Here is a 19,529-nt window from a genome sequence, read left to right on the forward strand (position 1 = left end):
TCCCATTTGGTGTGATTTAGGCTCTCGAATTCGTCCATTGATGGAACTCCATCAGCGTGTGCTTTGGCGGCTCACGCTCCAGAGTTTCATTGATGGGCGAACCGGGGCCTACCCCCGCAAATGTCAAACTGCTGCTGCCTCCCCGGCAGAGCCGGGGGAACTCCCGGTTACGTTAGATGCGACAAGGGGCAACCAATGAATGCTGATGAATACAAGGCTACCTGCCAACGTCTCGATCACGTTCCGAAGGAAGTCGTGGCGCGATTCCGCGTCGCTCGGCACGTGTGTTTCGCGTATCAGTTTGCACAGCACCCTGATGCTCGCTGGATGATGGACTTGTGGTGCCTGATCAAGAAGCGACCAGAACGCCTGCTCGTGCAGCTCCGGGCCGTGGCGTGACCGTCGCCGCCCCCGTATCGACGCCGAAGTCTGGAGCCAAAGCCAGTTCCTCGCCTGGGCCGAGACACAGCCGGAAGGCACCCGCTACGAGTTCGACGGCGCCCGGCCGGTCCCCAAGCCCCCCACACCCGTCGGCCACAACCGCATCGGCCGCGCAATCCGCGAGGCCATCCGCCCCAGGCTCCCGCACGGCACACCCTGCGACACCTACGGCCCGCAGGATGCGATCGAAACCGTCGGTGGCGCGCTTCGCGAGCCGGATGCCTTCATCGCCTGTTCCTCACCGCCCCGCACCGCGGTCGCCGTCCCGGCCCCGGTCGTGGTGTTCGAGGTCCTCTCACCGGGGCCCGACAACCGGCGCCGGGATGAGGCGGACAAGGTCGATGAATACGAGTCGGTTCCGTCCTCCGCACCGTCATCATCGACTCGGAAAGCCGCTCGGCCCGCGTGTTCTGGCGCGAGCCGGGCGAACGCGTGTGGCACCGGGAACCGGCCGATACCACCGGGCCCATCCGGCTGCCGGAATTCGGCATCGCCCTCGCGCTCGACGACGTCTATGCCGGGGTCTCCTTCGACTGATCCCGGCGGCCGGCGCCACCGGCCGGTTCCTGCCGGCGAATCCGCATCCGTGGACCGTGCTGCGGGCGGCATCCGCGATCAATGCCTTGCTCCGGTAAAGCCGATCGGTGACAGCAATGGGCGCGTTCAAGCCATCCGGCCCGGCCTTGGCTCGCGTCGCAGCGGCTGTGCGACCCGTTCCAGCCACCGCGCGACCTCCTCGGGAATCCGTCCGGTCCCGGCCGCCCATCGGCGCACGGTGGTCGGCTGCAAACCCAGCCGCTGCGCCAGCCCGCGCTGCGACCAGTCAAGCGCGGCAAGGCAATCGCGGAACCGGTCGGGCGTCACGGTGTAATGTCCCCCGGCCAGTACCCGTCGTCCATCACCTGCTCGAACGGCCACGGACATGTCCCCGGAAAGGTGCTATCCGGCAGGCCGGTCTCACGTTCCGCCGCCAGCAGTGCGTCGCCATAGGCGTCGGCGAGAATGGTGGGGAGCTTGTCCGTCAGGCTGGGATTCTGCGCCATCACGCGGCCAATGCGGCGACGCTGCTCGCGAATGGTCAGCCGCCAACTGTTCCCGCGCAGGTTGGGCTGGAACTGCCACTTCAGCAGGTGCGCCATCAGCACAGCAAGACGGTTGGTCAGTTGGTTCCGCTCGCTGCGCCCCATGCTCTCGATCTCTTCGGCGATGTTAAGGATGTCCGCGTTGGACAAACGGCCCGCCCGCAGCAAGGCTGCCTGCTCGTTCGCCCAGGCGTGGAAGTCCTTCTCGTAGAGATCGCTCATCGGGAGCCTCCTGTGTGCGCAATATGCGCACGCAGCGCAAGTGGGTCAACAGCCGCGCCGCAGGCAGCGAGGCCGCCTGGCTTGCGCTGGGCAGCGTTGTTCATCACCCCCTATCCAGTGGGGTCGTCGCGGTGTCCAAAGTCTCATCCTGGACGTGACGCAAATGATCCGTCCGCCGTCCCGAAGCCCCCCACAACCGTATCGGCCGCAACATCCGCCCCAGGCTCCCGCCCCATGCGTATCAGGACAGGGCGATTGATGGAGAAGGATTTGATGCCCGGGCCATGACGATAGAGAGCAGACCTTGCTCCGCCAGATCGCCTATCCTGATACGCATGGGCTCCCGCCCGGATCCCCCTGCGACACCTACGGCCCGCAGGATGCGATCGAAACCGCCGGTGGCGCGCTCCGCGAGCCGGATGCCTTCATCGCCTGTTCCTCGCCGCCCCGGACCGCGGTCGCCGTCCCGGCCCCGGTCGTGGTGTTCGAGGTCCTCTCGCCGGGGCCCGACAACCGCCGCCGGGATGAGGCGGACAAGGTCGATGAATATGAGTCGGTCCCCTCCATCCTCCGCTATGTCATCATCGACCCGGAAAGCCGCTCGGCCCGCGTGTTCTGGCGCGAGCCGGGCGAACGCGCGTGGCACCGGGCGCCGGCCGACACCACCGGGCCCATCCGGCTGCCGGAATTCGGCATCGCCCTCACGCTCGACGAAGTCTATGCCGGGGTCGCCTTCGACTGATCCCGGCGGGCCGGATGGCACGGCGGCTGCCTGGTCGCACCGCCATCATCTGTGTTCATCCGTGTTCATCTGTGTTTCCCCAATCCGGCACTCCCAGCGCGGCACGAACCGGGCGGCGGTGCTTCGGCGGGTAAGCAGCGTGCTTGTCCATTCTACGGAATAAGCGGAAACACAGATGCACACAGATGGTCTGCGGTTCCGGCGGCTCTGCCCGATCACGCAGGCTGTCCGGGTAGCCGGCACGGCGAATCGGCAACAGCCGCCGCTATGCCAACCCTCATGCGGCCTGCGCCGGGCATGACGGGAAGGCCTTCCGTCGCCCCGTCCCCACCTGCCGTCGGTTTGCCCCGAACCCAACGCCAATCGGCCCTTACCGCACGGTCAGGCCGATCTCACGCCGGCAGCGCTGCTTGAGTTTGGCAACCAGGTCCTTTGTCTGCTTGTTCAGCGCATCGAGATCCAGCGCCGCATGTCCATGCAGCCGGAACAGGCTTTCGGCATTCCAGAAATGCTTGTTCCTTGCGTCCGAAAACAACGCCACGATGCTTTCCGAACAGATCAGTTGCTCGCCCTGGAGCCTGTGGCCGAGTTCTTCCAGTGCGGCCCAGCCGTTGGCAAGGTCCTCGTCGACCTGGACCCCGATTTCCGGGTTGTCGGGGCGGGACCGCAGCAGCTTCTGCCGTATCAGGGCACTGTTGAAGCAATCGCCCGCGTGCGCGGCCAGGCCGAGGATGATGGTGTAGGCTTCCTTCCGGCCCGCCCGCACCGAGTTCACCGCGCGATGCGGCGTTCCGACCTTGAAGACAATGATCAAGATCGTCAGATTCGCGCACAGGCCCGCCAGCGAGCAGACGATGACCAGCCAGTCCCTTGTCGTGGCGTCCATTGTGACTCCGTAATATCCTGCAACGGGGCGTTGGTTACTGCCTTGCGGAATGGCTTCGCAAGGGGAACTTGCAAGAAAGTGCAGACAGAGGCCACGCCCGGCCTGATGGCCATGCCGGCACCCGGCACAGCTCCGGCCGCCCATCCACCCCGGGCGGGCTGATATCGGCAAAGCCGTGGATGGCGGGCGCGGGCCTGCACCCGCCGTGACGACGGACCCTACCGCTGCGTCCGCGGGCAATAGAATGTGCTCCGCCCGCCCTGCACGATCCGCCGGATGCCGCTGCATTCCGGCGGACCCGGGCAGCCGGGGCAGGGCTCGCCCTCCCGCCCGTACACCTTCCAGGCGTGCTGGAAGTAGCCCAGTTCCCCGCTCGGCTGCACGTAGTCCCGCAGCGACGACCCGCCGGCGGCGATCGCCTCGGTCAGCGTCGCCTTGATCGCCGGCACCAGCCGCTGCGCCCGCGCGCCCGGCACGGTATGCGCCAGGCGCAACGGCGAGATGCCGGCGCGGAACAGCGCCTCGCACACATAGATGTTCCCCAGCCCCGTCACCACCTTCTGGTCCAGCAGCGCCGCCTTGATCGGCGTCTTCTTCCCGGCCAGCGCCGCCGCCAGCACCGCCACCGTAAACCCGTCCTCCAGCGGCTCCGGCCCCAGCCCCGCCAGCAGGCGGTGCTGGTCCTCGCGCGCCGTCTCCACCAGGTCCACCGAGCCGAATCGGCGCGGATCGACAAAGCCGACGCGCCAGCCGTCGTCGGTGGCCAGTTCCAGGTGCTCGTGCAGCGCCGGTGCATTGGCGCCGACGGGGCCGATGACCATGCGGCCGGACATGCCCAGGTGCAGCAGCACCGACCAGCCGTTGTCCAGCCGCATCAGGATGTACTTGCCCCGCCGCCGGAACCCCACAACCCGCGCCCCCACCAGCGTCTGCGCCAGCCTGGGCGGCAGCGGCCAGCGCATGTCCGGGCGGTTGGCCACCGCGCGCAGCAGCACCCGGCCCTCCAGCCGCTGCTGCAGGCCGCGCATCACAGTCTCGACTTCGGGGAGTTCCGGCATGGTCCGGTCCAGGCTATACACCCTCGCCATGAGCGACAATCCGACAACGACCGTGGACTTCGGCTTCCGTACCGTACGCCGCGAGGAAAAAGCCGGCATGGTGCGCGCTGTCTTCGACAGTGTGGCAACACGCTACGACCTGATGAACGACCTGATGTCCCTCGGCATCCACCGGGTGTGGAAGCAGGTGTACATCAGCGCCCTGCAGCCGCGGCCGAGCCACCAGTTGCTCGACCTCGCGGGCGGCACCGGCGACATCACCTTCGGCTGGCTGTCGAAGGGCGGCGGGCCGGTGGTGATGACCGACATCAACGCCTCCATGCTCTCGGTCGGCCGCGACCGCGCCACCGACCGCGGCTTCACCGGCGACATCCGCTTCGCCGTCGCCGACGCCGAGAAGCTGCCGCTGCCCGATGGCGGCTTCGACCGCGTCTCGATGTCCTTCGGCCTGCGCAACTGCACCGACAAGGACGCGGTGCTGCGTGAGGCGCGTCGCATGCTCAAGCCGGGCGGGCGGTTCATGTGCCTGGAGTTCTCCCGCGTCACCGTCGCCGCACTGACGCCGATTTACGACACCTGGTCGTTCAAGGTGCTGCCGCGACTCGGCCGCTACGTGGCGAAGGACGAGGACAGCTACCAGTACCTCGCCGAGAGCATCCGCACCTTCCCCGACCAGGAGACGCTGGCGGACATGATGCGCAAGGCCGGGATGTCCCGCGTCAGCTACCGCAACCTCTCCGGCGGGATCGCGGCGATCCACACCGGGTGGCGTCTTTGAGGCTGGCGGGCAAGCGCGTCCTGCTGATCGTCTCGGGTGGCATCGCCGCCTACAAGGCGCTGGAACTGATCCGGCTGCTGCGCAAGCAGGGCTGTGGCGTCACCTGCGTGCTGACCGGCAACGGCGCGCAGTTCGTCACGCCGCTGTCCTTGCAGGCGTTGAGCGAATCCAAGGTGTACAGCGACCTGTTCTCGCTGACCGACGAGTCGGAGATGGGGCACATCCAGTTGTCCCGTGCCGCCGATTTGCTGGTGGTGGCGCCGGCCACCGCCAACATCCTGGCGAAGATGGCGGGCGGGCTGGCCGACGACCTCGCCTCCACCGTGCTGCTGGCGACCGACAAGCCGGTGCTGGTGGCGCCGGCGATGAACGTGCGGATGTGGCTGCATCCGGCGACCCAGGCCAACCTCGCCACGCTGCGCCAGCGCGGCGTGCAAGTGATCGAGCCGACCGAGGGCGCGATGGCCTGCAACGAGTACGGCCCCGGAAGGCTGGCCGAGCCGCCGGAGATCCTGGCCGCCATCGGGTCGCTGCTGGCCCCGGCGCCGCATCCGCTGGCCGGCCGCCACGCCCTGGTGACCAGCGGCCCGACGCACGAGCCGATAGACCCGGTGCGGTATCTGGCCAACCGGTCCTCCGGTCGGCAGGGCCACGCCATCGCCGCGGCGCTGGCCGATCTCGGCGCGCGGGTGACATTGGTGACCGGCCCGGTCGGCATTGCGGATCCGCCGGGGGTGACCGTCCGCCGCGTGGAGACGGCGCGGCAGATGCTGGATGCCTGCCAGTCCGCGCTGCCGGCCGACGTCGCGGTGTTCGCCGCCGCCGTGGCCGACTGGCGGGTCGAGCACGAATCCGCCGGCAAGATCAAGAAACAGTCCGGCGTGGCGCCGCCGGTGCTGAGCCTGACGCCCAACCCCGACATCCTGGCGACCATCGCCGCCGCCGGCCCCCTCCGCCCGCGCCTGGTGATCGGCTTTGCCGCCGAGACCTCCGACCTGATGCAGAACGCGCAAGCCAAGCTGAAACGCAAGAACGCCGACTGGATCGTCGCCAACGACGTCTCGCCCGACACCGGCATCATGGGCGGGGCCGAGAACGCGGTGTCGATCGTCTCCGCCGACGGCATCGAGACCTGGCCGCGCCTGGCCAAGGACGACGTCGCCCGCCGCCTGGCGCAGCGCATCGTCGCAACGCTGCACGGGGCGCTGGCATGAGCGGCCGCGCCCCCTGGCTGATCCGGCCGCTGCGGCAGGAGGACCTGCCGCTGTACCGCCCGCTGCGCATGCAGGCCCTGCGCGACCATCCGGAGGCGTTTGGCGCCGCGTATGAGGACGAGGGCACCACCGACATGTCCCGCCGCATCGGCCAGCGGCCGGGCGTGACGCTGGGCGGCTTCGCGCAGCACCAGCTTGTCGCCACCGGCGGGCTGACCGTGTCGCCGCGGATCAAGCTTCGGCACAAGGGCCACATCGTCGGCGTCTATGTCGCCCCGCCCTGGCGCGGCACCGGCCTGGCGCGGGCGCTGACCGAAGCCCTGATCGCGCATGCCAGGGCGCAGGGCCTGGCGGTGCTGACGCTGTCGGTCACTGTCGGCAACGAGGCCGCGCGCCGGCTGTACCTGGGCGCCGGCTTCACCGTCTACGGCGTGGAGCCGCGCAGCCTGCGCGTTGGCGACGCGCTGCTGGACGAGGAACTGATGGCGCTGCCGCTCGATTAGTACCGCGCGCCGGAAATGCCGATCCCGTTGGGTGTGGCAGAAGGTTCTCCGCCTTTTGCCCCGGCCACCATCGGCAAGGCGTGGAAACCGGGGGCTGAAGCCGTGGCAGTCGGTCGCAGCGTCCTCCGGAACCGCCCGTGCCTGCTCATTCTTTCTTGATTTTACAGCAGGCCGCAGGTCGATTGAGACAGGGCGACGGCGCTCCCTCATCGTCATGGCCCGGCTTGTCCGGGCCACCTGTTCCAGCACCTGTGCCGCGATAGGTGGCCCGGACAAGCCGGGCCATGACGATGAGGACAGGGGGCCTCAGTGTCCCAATCGACCTGCGGTCTGCTGTAAACACGGAGGAAGATGAAGGGCTACGAAGCGCCACAGAGACCGGACCTGGCTGGCTATTCGGGACCGGAGGAACCGCATTATCGGGCAGGCGATCAAGGCGCATCACGGCGTCACCGGGCTTGCTCATAGCGGTTTATGCTTTGTACCTGACGCTCGGTCTGCGCCGCATCATTGGCTGACTCGTTCACACCCTTCGTGGCCCTTCGCGTTCTCCGTGTTAAAATGCGGTCGCCAATCCAGCCTCTGCCGCTGCCCTGGCGCGCCGGGAACAACACTGCCGCTCGTCGCAATAGCGCGGGTGATGGGGCCGGACTCTCCGCCGGCCGGTATCAGGGCAAGTCGTTGTCCGCCCCCATGGCGATGAAGGCCCGGCCGGATCAGGAAGCGATCCGATCGGGCTGATGTTGCGCCAGGTCCTCGTGCGGCAGTTGCATGGTGGCGACGGTGCCGTCGAGGTTTTCCAGCCGCAGAGTGCCGCCGTGGCGCTCGGCGAAGCCACGGGCCAGCGACAGGCCCTCGCCCTGGCGCGGCGTGCCCCGGCAGCCCCAGCCGTTGTCGACGACGCTGAGCGTCGTGATGGCGCCCTCGGTAACCAGGCGGACCAGGATGCGCCCGGTGGGACGGCCCTTCAGGCCGTGCTTGACGGCGTTGCCGATGAGTTCGTTGGCGCCGCGGATCACCGCCTCCTGCAAGGCCGGCGGACAGCAGCCGCGCACCGAGACGCCGACGCGGACGATCTGGTTCGTCGCGCGCATCATGTCGACGATCGCGCCGGCCAGCTGGCGCAGCCGATCGGCCATCGAGCCGGGCGCCTCGGTCAGGCCGAACAGCGCGTTGGAGATGGTCGCCGACAGCCGGATGCGATGCTCGAGTTCGTGGGCGATCAACTCCCCGGCCGGCGTGTCGTGCAGGCCGGGGATCTCGGCGATCAGGCCGATGATGCGCTGCAGCGCGTTTTTCGTGTGGTGGCGAAGCTGGCGCAGATCGAGTTCGTTGCCGGGATCGGCGTTGGGCTGCGTCGATGCTGCACCGGGCTCGGCAACGTCCGGTTGTACAGGAAGACTGATGAAAGACCGCCGCGGTTTCAGCGTGGAGGCGACGTGGGACATCTCAGTTGCCTCATCCAATATGGTGTCAGCGTGTAGCGGTGCAGATGATATCATAGATACAACCAAATACTCATTGTCATGCGAAGGCCGACAAACGGCTTAATACGAACTCAGTATAAGTATGCCGTTAGTCGGGAAAATTTCCCACGTCAATATATTTCAGGTCAGCAGGTAAATTAGTTGTAATTTATCGAAATTAGTGCGAAACCTTAACTTAGTGCCGAGATGGCGGTATTGCACGCAGTTCGGACAGAATGCTGCGTTCGGTCAACTAAAAGTTTGAGAGTTTTGCCGAAAACAATCGTTACCGGCAGAATGACGCGGGTTTAACGTCAGTCTGACGGAATATTTTCAGTATCTGGCATGAACGCCGTCGTTACGCGCCGCTGCGCCGGCGTTCATGCGTTACCCGACGGCTGGCGTGACCAGCAGGCGATACGCGAAACCCGGAGGCAGGCGCGCGGGAAGTGCGCCTCCACGGCCTAACTGGTTTCCAAAAAAACAATATGCAATTCCGCGTGGCCCGGGGATTTGCCGCGAAAGCGGCCGTCACCGGTGAACCCCGTGGCCGGCCACCGGGCCGGCCGCCGGAGCGTCAGGGCAGCAGTTTCAGGGCAGCAGTTTCAGGGCAGCAGTTTCAGGGCAGCAGTTTCAGCATGCGGGCCAGGGTCGCCACCTGATGCCGCGCGGCCCGCGCCGCGTTCCATGCCGCCGCCCGCAGCGCCGCGGCACGGCTGCGCAGCCGGTGGTAGGCCGAGCCGGCATCCGACACCGCCACGGCGTTGGCGGGAACGTCGTTGCCGTCCGCGGTGACGTCGATGCCGGTCCAGTTGCGCAGCAGCGGCACCGCGCCGGTGGGCTCGACCAGGGTGTTGCCGCGCAGCGTGATCGCCGCGGCGTCGCCGAACACCAGCACCGCCCCGGGCCGATCGGCCGCGCCGGGGCCGAGGTCGACGGTGTTGCCGGTCAGCGTCACCGTGCCGCCGGCGATCGACACCAGCGGGCCGCTCATGCCGCCGCCGTCGTCCGACAGGCGGTCGTCCACCAGGTCCGTGCGCAGGGCCGAGGAGACGACATGCAGGCCGCCACGCGCCGGCTCGAACACCGAGCGCTCGATGCGCAGCAGGTCCAGCCCGCCGGCGAGCACCGCCGGCAGCGGATGCTCCGGCGAGCCGCCCTTGTTGGCGCTGAACGTGCTGCCGGTGATCACCAGGCTGCCGCCGCGGACGCCGTCCAGGATGCCCACCTCGTTGTTGATGAAGCGGCTGTCGCGCACCGTCAGGTCGTGGCCCTCGGCGCGGATGCCGGCGCCGTTGCCGTCGGGGACGCGGATGCGCTGGAAGGTCAGGCCGCTGACCGTGACGCCGTTACCGTCGATCACGAAGGCAGCCTTGCCGGCGCAGGTCTTGTCGGTGATTACCACGCCCGGGCGGGCGGCCTGGATGGTCAGGTGGCCGGCGGACCAGATGGCGCAGTCGAAATAGTTGCCCGGGGCGATGGTCACGATGTCGCCGTCCTTCGCCGCCCGGGCGGCCCCGCTCGGGGCGGCGAATTCCAGGCCCGGGCCGACGGCCAGGGTCCGCGCCGCGGCCGGGCCGCCGGCGGCCAGCGCCAGCACAGCCAGCCCGCAGCAAAGTCGGCCGCAGCGAAGTCGACCGCAGCGAAGCCGAGCGGGGCGGCGCCTCATTGCACCTCCCCGTCGCCGTGCAGCGCCTTGGCGTTGCCCTTCAGGATGTTGCCCTTCAGTTCCGCCGGCGTGGCGGTCATGTTGTCAACCAGGTAGGAGTTGTAGTTGCCGTCGACCTCGAAGGTGTTGTGTTCCACCAGGATTTCGGGCGTCGGCTGGGTGATGCCCTCGGTGCCGATCATCAGCGCGGCGGTATGGTTCTCGGATTTCGGGCCTTTCTCGATGTGATTGTCGCGCAATACGACGGCGCCGCCGTTCGGGATCTCGACCGCGTAGCTCGAATTGCCGTTGGGACCGTCGGCGAGGTCGCAGCCGATGACCTCGGTGCGCGCCGCGCGGGACTTGATGTGGTGGGCATGCTTCGTCTCGAAGAACTTCGAGTGCTCGACGCGCAGCAGCGCCAGTTGGCCGACATAGAGACCGTGGGCGCAGCCGTGACCGGGCTCGCAGGCGCCGTTGCGCAGGAACTGGCTGTTGCGGACGATGATCGTCTTGCCCGGCATGCTGGCGGCCAGGATGCCGTCCTGGTTGTTGACGAAGTTGACATTGTCGATCGTCAGGTTGCCGCCCTCGGCGCGGATGCCGGCGCCGTTGAAGTCGGGCACCCGGGCGCGCGTCAGCGTCAGGTTGCGCACGGTAGTATTGTTGCCATCGATCACCAGTAGCGCCTTGCCTCCGCAGACCTTGTCGGTGATCACGGTGGCATCGGGTCCGGCGCCCTCAATCGTCAGGTTGTTGGCCTTGACAAAGGCGCAATCGAAATAGTTGCCCGCGGCAATGACGATGTGGTCGCCATCCTGCGCCGCGGCGATGGCGGCGGACGGCATGGCATAGGTCTTGCCGGGGCCGACTTCGAGCGTGGCGGCGACCCCGGGCACGGGCAGGCAGGCCGTTGCGAGGCCGGCGACGGCAAGCGCGGCGGCGGCCTTGAGGAAACGGAGCCCGGCGCGGCGCGGCAGGCATTGCGGAAGCGGCATATCGGTCACCTTGTTGTTATACAGAACCATCGTCGGCATTCCTGCCGCGCCCGTCATAACTGCTTGCCTGCCGGTCCGGCCAGTCTGAAATACAATCCGTTGCAGTGCCGCAGCCGATCGGCGACGATGCAGCAGACATCAGGCAGGGTTTGTGCTAGCGGGGCCGCGGCCGCAGGCCGCCATAGCGCAAGGATTACGCTTTATGACCGATCCCGCCACCACACGATCGGAGCCGACACATTACCGGCCTGGGACGAACCCGGCCGTGCGCCTGAAAAAACGATCGCTGGCGCGTCGGCTGCTGTGGCCGGTGGCGAGCCTGGCCGTGCTGGGCGCCTTGGCCGGCGGCGTCGTGCTGTGGCGGATGGATCGCACGCCGCGGGAATGGGCCGCGGAGCTGCGGCGCCCGGCCACCAGCGGGCTTCCCGTGCTGGGCGCCGCCGCCCGGGCCACCGCGCGCTATCTGACCCACGCCGATCGGCTGGCGGTGGCGGGGCCGGTGGCGCTGCCGGCGTCGCTGGGGGCGTCGGCGGACCGCTCGGGCGCGGTTCCGGCCGGGCCGCTGCGGACGGTGGCGTCGCTGCAGGCGCTTGCCGCCGCGGTGGCCGATGCCAGGCCGGGCGACGTGATCCAGATCCAGCCCGGGCAGTACCGCCTGTCGGACGGGCCGATCCGGATCACCCAGCCGGGCACCGCGGCCGCGCCGATCGTGCTGCGTGCCGCGCGGCTGGGCGACGTGGTCATCGAGTCCGACACCGTGCAGGCGTTCAAGGTCTCCGCGCCGTACTGGCGGTTCGAGAACCTCAGCCTGCGTGGGGTCTGCGCCGATCATTCGCAGTGCGAGCATGCATTCCATGTCGTCGGCGCCGGCGGGTTCACCACGATCCGCAACAACCTGATGACCGACTTCAACGCCCACATCAAGATCAACGCCGAGAACGGCGTGTTCCCCGACGGCGGCCTGGTCGAGGGCAACACGATGACCGAGAGCGCGCCGCGGGTCACCGCCAACCCGGTCACCCCGGTCGATCTCGTCGCCGCCAGCGACTGGGTGATCCGCGGCAACGTCATCACCGACTTCATCCGCCAGGACCACACCGGCGGGTCGACCTATGGCGCCTTCGTCAAGGGCGAGGGCGAGGACAATGTCCTGGAACGCAACGCAGTGATCTGCGAGTGGAAGATCCGCACCGTGCCGGGCCAGCGCGTCGGGCTGTCGCTGGGCGGCGGCGGCACCGGGATGGCGTTGCGCCGCCTCAAGGGCCGCACCGGCTTCGAGCAGCTGGGGGGCGTGATCCGCGACAACCTGATCGCGTTCTGCTCCGACGACGGGATCTACGTGAACCGCGCGGGCCGCTCGACGGTGGACCACAACACGCTGATCGACACCGCCGGCATCGACCTGCGGTTCGTCCAGTCCTCGGCCACCGTGACCGACAACATCGTCGACGGCGCGATCAAGAAGCGGGACCGGGCGTCGCTGCGCAGCTGGGACAATGACATTCCGTTCCTGCTGGACCTGTTCGCCGGGCTGCATCCGCAGCGGGCGTACTACCGCGACCCGGCGGTGCTGGACCTGGCCTGGCGGACGCGGCCGGACAGCGTGCCGGACCCCGAGCCGCGGGTTGACCTGTGTGGCAACCCGCGCGGCGACAAGGCACTGCCGGGGGCGTTCGAGGACTACGCCGTATGCCTACGCGGCCAGTAGCTCGGTCGCCAGCGCCGCCCATTCCTGCTCCAGGCTGGCGGTGGCCGGCTGGCGGCCGGCGCGGTTGTACCAGTAGCGGGCGTTGGCCGGATCGGGCTCCTTGCGGTGCAGGTAGGCGTGCACCAGCGCCGCCATCGCCCCCCGATCCGCCTGGGCACATTCGTGCGCCCGGTTCCAGTCGCCCTTGGCGTCCCACCACAGCGCCTGCAGCGGCAGCGAGGCGGCTGCCGGCGGCGCGGCGGCGGTGAGCGAGGCGCGGAAGTCAGGGAGATCCATGGCTCAGGCCTCCCGCGGCAGGGCAAGACCGGCGCGTCCGGCCACAGGTGGCGGGCTGCGGCCCGGGGCGGGGGAGACTTGACGCATCAGGGCGGGCATCGGCGACGTGCGCATGGCGGAGAGGCTGCGGCAAGCGCGGGCGGAGGGCAAGGGGGCGGTGGTGTGCGTCGTGGCGGTCCGGCGCCGGGAAGTCGCCAGGACACGGCGCCGGCACCGCGATGGCGGAAGATAGGCGCGTGGTCCGTTGCCCCTCCGTCATGGCCGGGCGTGTCCCTACGGGATGCACACATCTCGGAAACGGTCCGCCGCTGCGTTTCCCTTTCGTCATGGCCCGGCTTGTCCGGGCCACCTATTCCAGCACTTGTGCCGCGACAGGTGGTCCGGACAAGCTGGGCCATGACGATGGGGGAACGCTCTCGGCGCCCAGGCAAGCACTTGATTTTACGGTCATTTCCGACTCTTTTCCAGGATGTGTGCATTGCGTAGGGCGTGTCCCGGCCAGCCACCCACACCGTCTGTGCGCAGATGGCCGGGACACGCCCCATGCGTATCAGGATAAGACGGCGGCCGGAGAAAGATTTGGCGGCGCGTGCCGTTCCCCCTCGTCATGGCCCGGACAAGCCCTACCGCATGCACACATCCCGGAAACAACCGCAAAACCAGGAGCTCGCCCAATGCCTGGGAACGTTGCCGCTTGGTCGCCGAGACGCGTTTGGCTGGCAAGCGACCGGCTGAGGAGGTACCGGGCCGGGTCGCCGTGGTGCGGTCCGCACATCCGGTGTGGGGCATCCTGCCCATTGGGATGGGGCGGGATCGGGATTGCCACCGCAATCAAGCGAACACGGAGTTGCACGGGGTTGGCACGGAGTTGCGCAGAGTCTTCCGGGGCGCCCGCAACAGGGTCGCCCCTGTGGCAGCTTCCGAGGATTTCATGCGCTTCGCGCGAAGCGCCGTATTCCCTTTCTCTGTGGAACTCCGTGCGAACGCCGTGCAACTCCGTGTTCGCTTGATTGCCGCCGGTGAACCCAGCACCGGCCGCGACAGTAGGGGCCACGACGGCAGCGGACCGTTTCCGAGATGTGTGCATCCCGTAAGGACAAGCCGGGCCATGACGATCAGGGAAAGGCCGTTCTCCAACCGTCGCTCTATCCTGATACGCATGGGGACACGCCCGGCCATGACGATAGAGAGACGACAACGCCATCCGCACCGGGCCGCGCGACGACCCCCTGATCCTCCGCGGCCCTCCGCACCCCTCAGCTCATTCTCTGTGCGAACAAAAATACGCCATCAACCACGCTGTCCCCGCCGATGAGGCACCACTCCGGACCCCCGGTCACACCGGAACAGAAGCCCCCCGCCCCGCTCATCCACGCAGGCCACGCCGCGCCGGCTTCCAACCCCAAGACCGGCGCTCCACAACCCAAGGCAAGTTCAGTCAAAGCTCTCAGTTCGATGACGGGTGCGACCCGAATCCCAGGAACCCGGCGCTTGGCTGCGGCGTCCCGCCATCCTCGGCGAACAGCTTCGGCGTCGCCACGGTCTTTGCCACCACGTCCCGCTGCGGCCTCCCGCGGCCGGCCTTCCCCGGCTTGGCCTGCGCCGTTTTCGCCGCCGCGGCATCCGCATGGGCCATGGCGCGCGAGCCGCGGCCGCTGTCCTCGCCTCGCAGCGACAGCAGCAGGAAGGTGATGTCATTGCGGCCGAGATCGACCGACAGCTCCATCGGCGTCATGCCCAGCACATTGACGCCGTTCAGGTCCGCGCCCCGGCTCAGCGCGTCGCGCGCCGAGGCGATGTCGCCGCGGTTGATGGCGTCGAATAGCGCATCCGTCGGCTGCATGTCGTTGAACGCCTTGGTTTTCGGCGCCGCCGGCACCCGGGCCCTGGCGCCGGGCAACACGTCCGCCGGAGCCTCGGCCGACTTGTTGTCCGGCTCGGCTTTCGGGCCGCGCTGCTGGCCCAGTCCGCCCGTCCCGGGCATGGGCGGCATGCCCGGGAGCATCTGCGCCCATCCTTCGGAAGCCATCGTCACGCTCAGCGTGGCGCCCAGAGCCAGTGCGGCGAGGCGTCGCCCGGCAGTCTTGTTCATGCCATGGTCCATCAATGCTTAACCTTTGGGCAGGTTACTAGCAGCATCCGGTCCGGTCCGTCGATATCTCATCCCGACATCTTATCCGGACATGTTACCCCCGGGCTGGCCACCGCCAGTCAGCAACCTCCGGCATGTCGGCGCCGACGCGCACGATGTACTGCTCGTGCTCGATCAGCTTGTCGCGCATCGCCTGCTTCACGTAGACGGCGCGGGCGCTCAGGCCGGGCACCCGGTCGATCACGTCGGCCACGAGGTGGAAGCGGTCCAGCCGGTTGCGCACCACCATGTCGAACGGCGTCGTCGTGGTGCCTTCCTCCATGAAACCGCGAACGTGGAAGTTCTTGTGATTGGTGCGCTTGTAGACCAGGCGGTGGATCAGCATCGGATAGCCGTGATAGGCGAAGATCACCGGCTTGTCGGTGGTGAACAGGGCGTCGAAATCCTCCTCGGTCAGGCCGTGCGGATGTTGCGATTTCGGCTGCAGCGTCATCAGGTCCACGACGTTGACCACACGCACCTTCAGGTTGGGCAGCAGGTGGCGGATCAGGTCCACCGCCGCCAGCACCTCCAGCGTCGGCACGTCGCCGGCGCAGGCCATCACCACGTCCGGCTGGGTGTTCTGGTCGTTGCTCGCCCACGGCCAGATGCCGATGCCCTGGGTGCAGTGCTTGATCGCCGACTCCATGTCCAGCCACTGCGGCTCCGGCTGCTTGCCGGCGACGATGACATTGATGCGGTCCCAGCTGCGCAGGCAGTGGTCGGTCACCCACAGCAGCGTGTTGGCGTCCGGCGGCAGGTAGACCCGGGCAACGTCGGCCTTCTTGTTCACCACGTGGTCGATGAAGCCCGGGTCCTGGTGGCTGAAGCCGTTGTGGTCCTGCCGCCACACATGCGACGTCAGCAGATAGTTCAGCGACGCGATCGGCCGCCGCCACGGAATCGCGCGCGAACTCTTCAGCCACTTGGCGTGCTGGTTGACCATCGAATCGACGATGTGGATGAACGCCTCGTAGCACGAGAACAGGCCATGCCGGCCGGTCAGCAGGTAGCCCTCCAGCCAGCCCTGGCAGGTGTGCTCGCTGAGGATTTCCATCACCCGCCCGTCCGGCGCCAGGTGGTCGTCGTTCGGCACGGTCTCGGCGTCCCAGGCGCGGTTGGTCACCTCCAGGATGTCGTTCAGGCGGTTGGAGTTGTTCTCGTCCGGCGCGAACACGCGGAAATTGCGGGTCTCGGCGTTGCACTTCATGATGTCGCGCAGGAAGGCGCCCATCACCCGGGTGGACTCGCCCTTCACCCCGCCGGGCTCCGGCACATCCAGCGCGTAGTCCTGGTAATCCGGCATCCGCAGCGGCCGCATCAGCAGGCCGCCGTTGCTTTGCGGGATGGCGCTCATGCGCTTCCCGCCCACCGGGGCGAGGCCGGTGATCGCCGCGATCGGCCGGCCGGCCTCGTCGAACAGCTCCTCCGGGCGGTAGCTGCGCAGCCAGTCCTCCAGCAGCCCCAGGTGCTCAGGCTTTTCCATGGTGAACGGCACCTGGTGCGCCCGCCAGTTGCCTTCGGCCGGCTTGCCGTCCACCGTCTTCGGGCCGCTCCAGCCTTTCGGACTGCGCAGGATAATCATCGGCCAGCGCGGCAGCAGCTTGCCGTCGCCCGACCGCGCCTGCTGCTGGATCCGGCGGATCGCGTCGAACGCCCGGTCCATCGCCGCCGCCAGCGCCTGGTGCATCACCGCCGGGTCCGATCCGGCGACCTCGATCGGGTCGTAGCCGCAGCCGGTCATCAGCGCGTGCAGATCCGCGGGCGGAATGCGCGCCAGCACCGTCGGGTTGGCGATCTTATACCCGTTAAGGTGCAGGATCGGCAGCACCGCGCCATCCTGCGCCGGGTTGAGGAACTTGTTGCCGTGCCAGGAGGTCGCCAGCGGCCCGGTCTCGGCCTCGCCGTCGCCGACGACACAGGCGGCGATCAGGTCCGGGTTGTCCAGCACCGCGCCATAGGCGTGCGACAGCGAGTAGCCAAGCTCGCCGCCCTCGTGGATCGAGCCGGGCGTGTCCGGCGCCGCGTGGCTGGGGATGCCGCCGGGGAACGAGAACTGGCGGAACAGGCGGTACATGCCCTCGCCGTCGCGCGATACTTCAGGATAAGTCTCGCTGTAGGTGCCCTCCAGCCAGGTGCTGGCGACCACGCCGGGGGCGCCGTGGCCGGGGCCGGCGATGAACAGCACCGTCAGGTCGCGGTCCCGGATGATGCGGTTGAGGTGCAGGTAGATGAAGTTCAGCCCCGGCGTGGTGCCCCAGTGGCCCAGCAGGCGCGGCTTGACGTGCTCCATGCGCAACGGCTCGCGCAGCAGCGGGTTGGCCAGCAGGTAGATCTGGCCGACTGAGAGGTAGTTGGCGGCCCGCCACCACAGGGTCATGCGGTCGACCTGTTCGGCGGTCAGGGGGGTCGCGATGGGTTGATCCATGTCGGGCTGACTCCTGATACGTTGGGACGGTGCGGCGTGGTGGTCATGGCCGGGCGGCCATCAGGACACGGATAGGACGACGGAACGTATCGTCACGATGGCCGCCGCGACGAATAAAGATCAATGCCCGGCAATAATCGCCGGGGCACCTGATCACGTCTGGTTGAGGGCCCAGAATCCCGCGTTCAGGTAGGCGCCGTACAGGCACCACGCGCCATAGGGCAGCATCAGCATCGCCGAGGCCTGCCGGATCGAGCGGAAGGCCCGGATCGTCAGGCCGATCAGAATCAGCATCACCGCCATGACGCCCAGCGCCAGCCCCGGGCTGTGCACGGCGAAGAACGCCGGCGCCCACAGCGCATTGGCGGCCAGCTGCCAGCCCCACAGGCGCAACGGCCGCGCCGCGCCGTGCTGCTTCCACACCAGCCAGCCGGCAATGCCGACCATGACGTAGAGCGCGGTCCAGGTCGAGGCGAACAGCCAGTATGGCGGCGTGCCGGGCGGGGCGTTCAGCCGGGCGTACCAGCGCGGCAGCGCATGGGCGGCCATCGTTCCGCTGACAGCATCAACCAGCAGGCACAGCCCGATGAACCCCACCAGTGCGAGCACGGGGGAAACCGGCACGGACGACCCCGGGTACGAACCCCAGTCATGAGGGCCAGTCTGCTGGAAAACACGGCTCCTTTCTGGACCTGCGGCTTCCGCCGCCCTGTCTAATACAACTGTTCAGCGCATCGGCAAGAGCTTCCAACGCACATGCCTACCATCCGTTGACGCGGTGCCAGACCGCCACGACCTGCCGGTCGCCGTCGACGACAAAATAGCGGTCGTGCGCCGCCGCTGTCATGCACGTATGGTTGGGGGCGATGCGCAACTTACCGCCAACCGGCAGGTCGATTGGCCGGGAGGGATCGGCGGCGATCACGCCGTGCTCCTGGTAGGCCTTGACGACGGTGGCGTTGCCGTAGCCGGGCTGACCGTCCAGGTCCAGCGCCAGGCCGTAGCCGTAGTCGTGCGGCGTCGCCTCGGTGCTGCGGTCCTTCGACAGCGCCAGCCCGCCGGCGTCGACCAGCACGCGGCCGGGGCGGTGGCCGATGACGCTGGCCAGCACGGTGACGGCGATGCTGTCGATGGCGTGGGTTTCGATCTCCGCCTGGAACAGGTCGCCGAACATGTAAACCCCGGCGCGCATCTCGGTGACGCCGGCGAGGTTCTCCGCATGCCGGGCGGTGGGCGAACTGCCGGCGGAGACGATCTCGACGGCATGGCCGGCGTGGCGCAGGCGGGTGGCGGCGTGGGCGACGGCGCCGCGCTCGGCCTCGGCGATGGCGGCGATCTCGGCCACCCGGCGGGCGGCGTAGGAATGCCCGGCGTGGGTCATCACCCCGGCCAGCCGCGGGCCCAGGCGGGCGGCGAGGTTCATCAACAGATCCGAGTCGGGGTGGACGCCGCCGCGCGCCTCGCCGCTGTCGACCTCGATCAGCGCCCGCACCGGCTCGGGCCGCGCCGCGATCGCGTCCGCCATCCCCGGGTCGTCGGTGAGGACGATGATGCGGGCGCCGCTTGCGTTCAGCGCCGCCACCCGGTCCAGCTTCTGCGGCGTGATGCCGACGGCGTAGAGGATGTCGGTGATGCCGTGGCCGAAGAAGTACTCCGCCTCGGCCAGGGTAGAGACGGTGATGCCGCCGGGCTGGCCTTGCAGCGCCATGCGGGCGACCTCGATCGACTTGGCGGTCTTCATGTGCGGGCGCAGCGGCACGCCGAGCCGCTCCAGCGCCTTCGCCATGCCGCGGATGTTGCGCGCCAGGATGGTGCGGTCGAGCACAAGGCAGGGGGTCGGCAAGTCGGCGAGCATCATGGCGGCGGCGTCCGGTCGGGGTGATCGTCAATTGGTAGCACCGGACGCGGCGCGTGGCGTGGGGGAAAACGCGGCGGCACGGGGCGGGCT

The 19,529-nt window shown here is 68.3% G+C and carries 18 protein-coding genes and 1 pseudogene; 7 read left to right on the forward strand and 12 right to left on the reverse strand.

Features of this window, described 5'->3' with window-relative positions; all coding sequences use genetic code 11:
• The first annotated feature begins 195 nt into the window (after positions 1 to 195).
• Entirely contained in the window at positions 196 to 399 is a 204-nt protein-coding gene (locus CCS01_RS07620; protein ID WP_104518234.1) for a hypothetical protein, read from the forward strand.
• A gap of 16 nt (positions 400 to 415) precedes the next feature.
• A pseudogene (locus tag CCS01_RS36000) lies at positions 416 to 781 on the forward strand (Uma2 family endonuclease); the annotation flags it as partial.
• 323 nt (positions 782 to 1,104) lie between these two features.
• Here CCS01_RS36000 and CCS01_RS07630 read toward each other — a convergent pair.
• Together CCS01_RS07630 and CCS01_RS07635 are read right to left on the reverse strand one after the other, a co-directional pair.
• Positions 1,105 to 1,365: a helix-turn-helix domain-containing protein gene (locus tag CCS01_RS07630; protein ID WP_239992043.1), complete on the reverse strand. Its 261-nt coding sequence runs from the start codon at positions 1,363 to 1,365 to the stop codon at positions 1,105 to 1,107.
• Positions 1,302 to 1,745: a DUF29 domain-containing protein gene (locus CCS01_RS07635; protein ID WP_104518236.1), complete on the reverse strand. Its 444-nt coding sequence runs from the start codon at positions 1,743 to 1,745 to the stop codon at positions 1,302 to 1,304. The genes CCS01_RS07630 and CCS01_RS07635 overlap by 64 nt, the downstream gene beginning before the upstream one ends.
• Positions 1,746 to 2,049: 304 nt before the next feature.
• Between CCS01_RS07635 and CCS01_RS07640 the strand changes: the two genes are divergently transcribed.
• The gene (locus CCS01_RS07640; protein ID WP_104518237.1) at positions 2,050 to 2,487 is read left to right on the forward strand and encodes a Uma2 family endonuclease; all 438 of its coding nucleotides are present in this window, start codon (positions 2,050 to 2,052) and stop codon (positions 2,485 to 2,487) included.
• Between the two features lie 370 nt (positions 2,488 to 2,857).
• On the opposite strand, the gene CCS01_RS07645 is transcribed toward CCS01_RS07640, so the two are convergent.
• Together CCS01_RS07645 and mutM are read right to left on the reverse strand one after the other, a co-directional pair.
• Positions 2,858 to 3,373, reverse strand: coding sequence for a hypothetical protein (locus CCS01_RS07645; RefSeq protein ID WP_104518238.1), 516 nt, complete (start codon positions 3,371 to 3,373; stop codon positions 2,858 to 2,860).
• Positions 3,374 to 3,591: 218 nt separating this feature from the next.
• A complete protein-coding gene (gene mutM, locus CCS01_RS07650; RefSeq protein ID WP_104518248.1) occupies positions 3,592 to 4,431 on the reverse strand; it encodes a bifunctional DNA-formamidopyrimidine glycosylase/DNA-(apurinic or apyrimidinic site) lyase in 840 nt (279 codons plus the stop codon).
• On the opposite strand from mutM, the gene CCS01_RS07655 reads away from it, so the two are divergent.
• From CCS01_RS07655 to CCS01_RS07665, 3 genes are read left to right on the forward strand one after another with little or no spacing between them, the layout of a single operon-like run.
• Complete coding sequence (locus CCS01_RS07655; protein ID WP_239992045.1) at positions 4,430 to 5,209, forward strand: class I SAM-dependent methyltransferase; 780 nt, start codon at positions 4,430 to 4,432, stop codon at positions 5,207 to 5,209. The genes mutM and CCS01_RS07655 overlap by 2 nt on opposite strands.
• A complete protein-coding gene (coaBC, locus tag CCS01_RS07660; RefSeq protein WP_239992048.1) occupies positions 5,197 to 6,423 on the forward strand; it encodes a bifunctional phosphopantothenoylcysteine decarboxylase/phosphopantothenate--cysteine ligase CoaBC in 1,227 nt (408 codons plus the stop codon). Before CCS01_RS07655 ends, coaBC begins: the two co-directional genes overlap by 13 nt.
• Complete coding sequence (locus CCS01_RS07665) at positions 6,420 to 6,926, forward strand: GNAT family N-acetyltransferase (RefSeq protein WP_104518240.1); 507 nt, start codon at positions 6,420 to 6,422, stop codon at positions 6,924 to 6,926. The genes coaBC and CCS01_RS07665 overlap by 4 nt, the downstream gene beginning before the upstream one ends.
• 716 nt (positions 6,927 to 7,642) lie before the next feature.
• On the opposite strand, the gene CCS01_RS07670 is transcribed toward CCS01_RS07665, so the two are convergent.
• The 3 genes from CCS01_RS07670 to CCS01_RS07680 form a co-directional block, all read right to left on the reverse strand.
• Entirely contained in the window at positions 7,643 to 8,374 is a 732-nt protein-coding gene (locus CCS01_RS07670; RefSeq protein WP_104518241.1) for an ATP-binding protein, read from the reverse strand.
• A 637-nt stretch (positions 8,375 to 9,011) separates the two neighbouring features.
• Positions 9,012 to 9,992, reverse strand: coding sequence for a right-handed parallel beta-helix repeat-containing protein (locus CCS01_RS07675; RefSeq protein WP_104518242.1), 981 nt, complete (start codon positions 9,990 to 9,992; stop codon positions 9,012 to 9,014).
• Between the two features lie 65 nt (positions 9,993 to 10,057).
• Complete coding sequence (locus CCS01_RS07680) at positions 10,058 to 11,068, reverse strand: right-handed parallel beta-helix repeat-containing protein (RefSeq protein WP_146101603.1); 1,011 nt, start codon at positions 11,066 to 11,068, stop codon at positions 10,058 to 10,060.
• Positions 11,069 to 11,240: 172 nt separating this feature from the next.
• On the opposite strand from CCS01_RS07680, the gene CCS01_RS07685 reads away from it, so the two are divergent.
• Complete coding sequence (locus tag CCS01_RS07685) at positions 11,241 to 12,746, forward strand: chondroitinase-B domain-containing protein (protein ID WP_104518244.1); 1,506 nt, start codon at positions 11,241 to 11,243, stop codon at positions 12,744 to 12,746.
• Here CCS01_RS07685 and CCS01_RS07690 read toward each other — a convergent pair.
• The 5 genes from CCS01_RS07690 to CCS01_RS07710 all read right to left on the reverse strand — a co-directional run bounded on the left by CCS01_RS07690 (position 12,732) and on the right by CCS01_RS07710 (position 19,439).
• Complete coding sequence (locus CCS01_RS07690; protein ID WP_104518245.1) at positions 12,732 to 13,022, reverse strand: hypothetical protein; 291 nt, start codon at positions 13,020 to 13,022, stop codon at positions 12,732 to 12,734. The genes CCS01_RS07685 and CCS01_RS07690 overlap by 15 nt on opposite strands.
• A gap of 1,447 nt (positions 13,023 to 14,469) precedes the next feature.
• The gene (locus tag CCS01_RS07695; RefSeq protein WP_146101604.1) at positions 14,470 to 15,114 is read right to left on the reverse strand and encodes an ankyrin repeat domain-containing protein; all 645 of its coding nucleotides are present in this window, start codon (positions 15,112 to 15,114) and stop codon (positions 14,470 to 14,472) included.
• 94 nt (positions 15,115 to 15,208) lie between these two features.
• Positions 15,209 to 17,581: a phosphoketolase family protein gene (locus CCS01_RS07700; RefSeq protein WP_104518247.1), complete on the reverse strand. Its 2,373-nt coding sequence runs from the start codon at positions 17,579 to 17,581 to the stop codon at positions 15,209 to 15,211.
• Positions 17,582 to 17,734: 153 nt separating this feature from the next.
• Positions 17,735 to 18,205 carry a TspO/MBR family protein gene (locus CCS01_RS07705; protein ID WP_239992049.1) on the reverse strand — a complete coding sequence of 157 codons (471 nt, stop codon included), beginning with the start codon at positions 18,203 to 18,205 and terminating at the stop codon, positions 17,735 to 17,737.
• A 136-nt stretch (positions 18,206 to 18,341) separates the two neighbouring features.
• Positions 18,342 to 19,439, reverse strand: coding sequence for an alanine racemase (locus tag CCS01_RS07710; protein WP_204848174.1), 1,098 nt, complete (start codon positions 19,437 to 19,439; stop codon positions 18,342 to 18,344).
• Positions 19,440 to 19,529: the final 90 nt, after the last annotated feature.

Source organism: Rhodopila globiformis (assembly GCF_002937115.1).
GTDB classification, from domain to species: Bacteria; Pseudomonadota; Alphaproteobacteria; order Acetobacterales; family Acetobacteraceae; genus Rhodopila; species Rhodopila globiformis.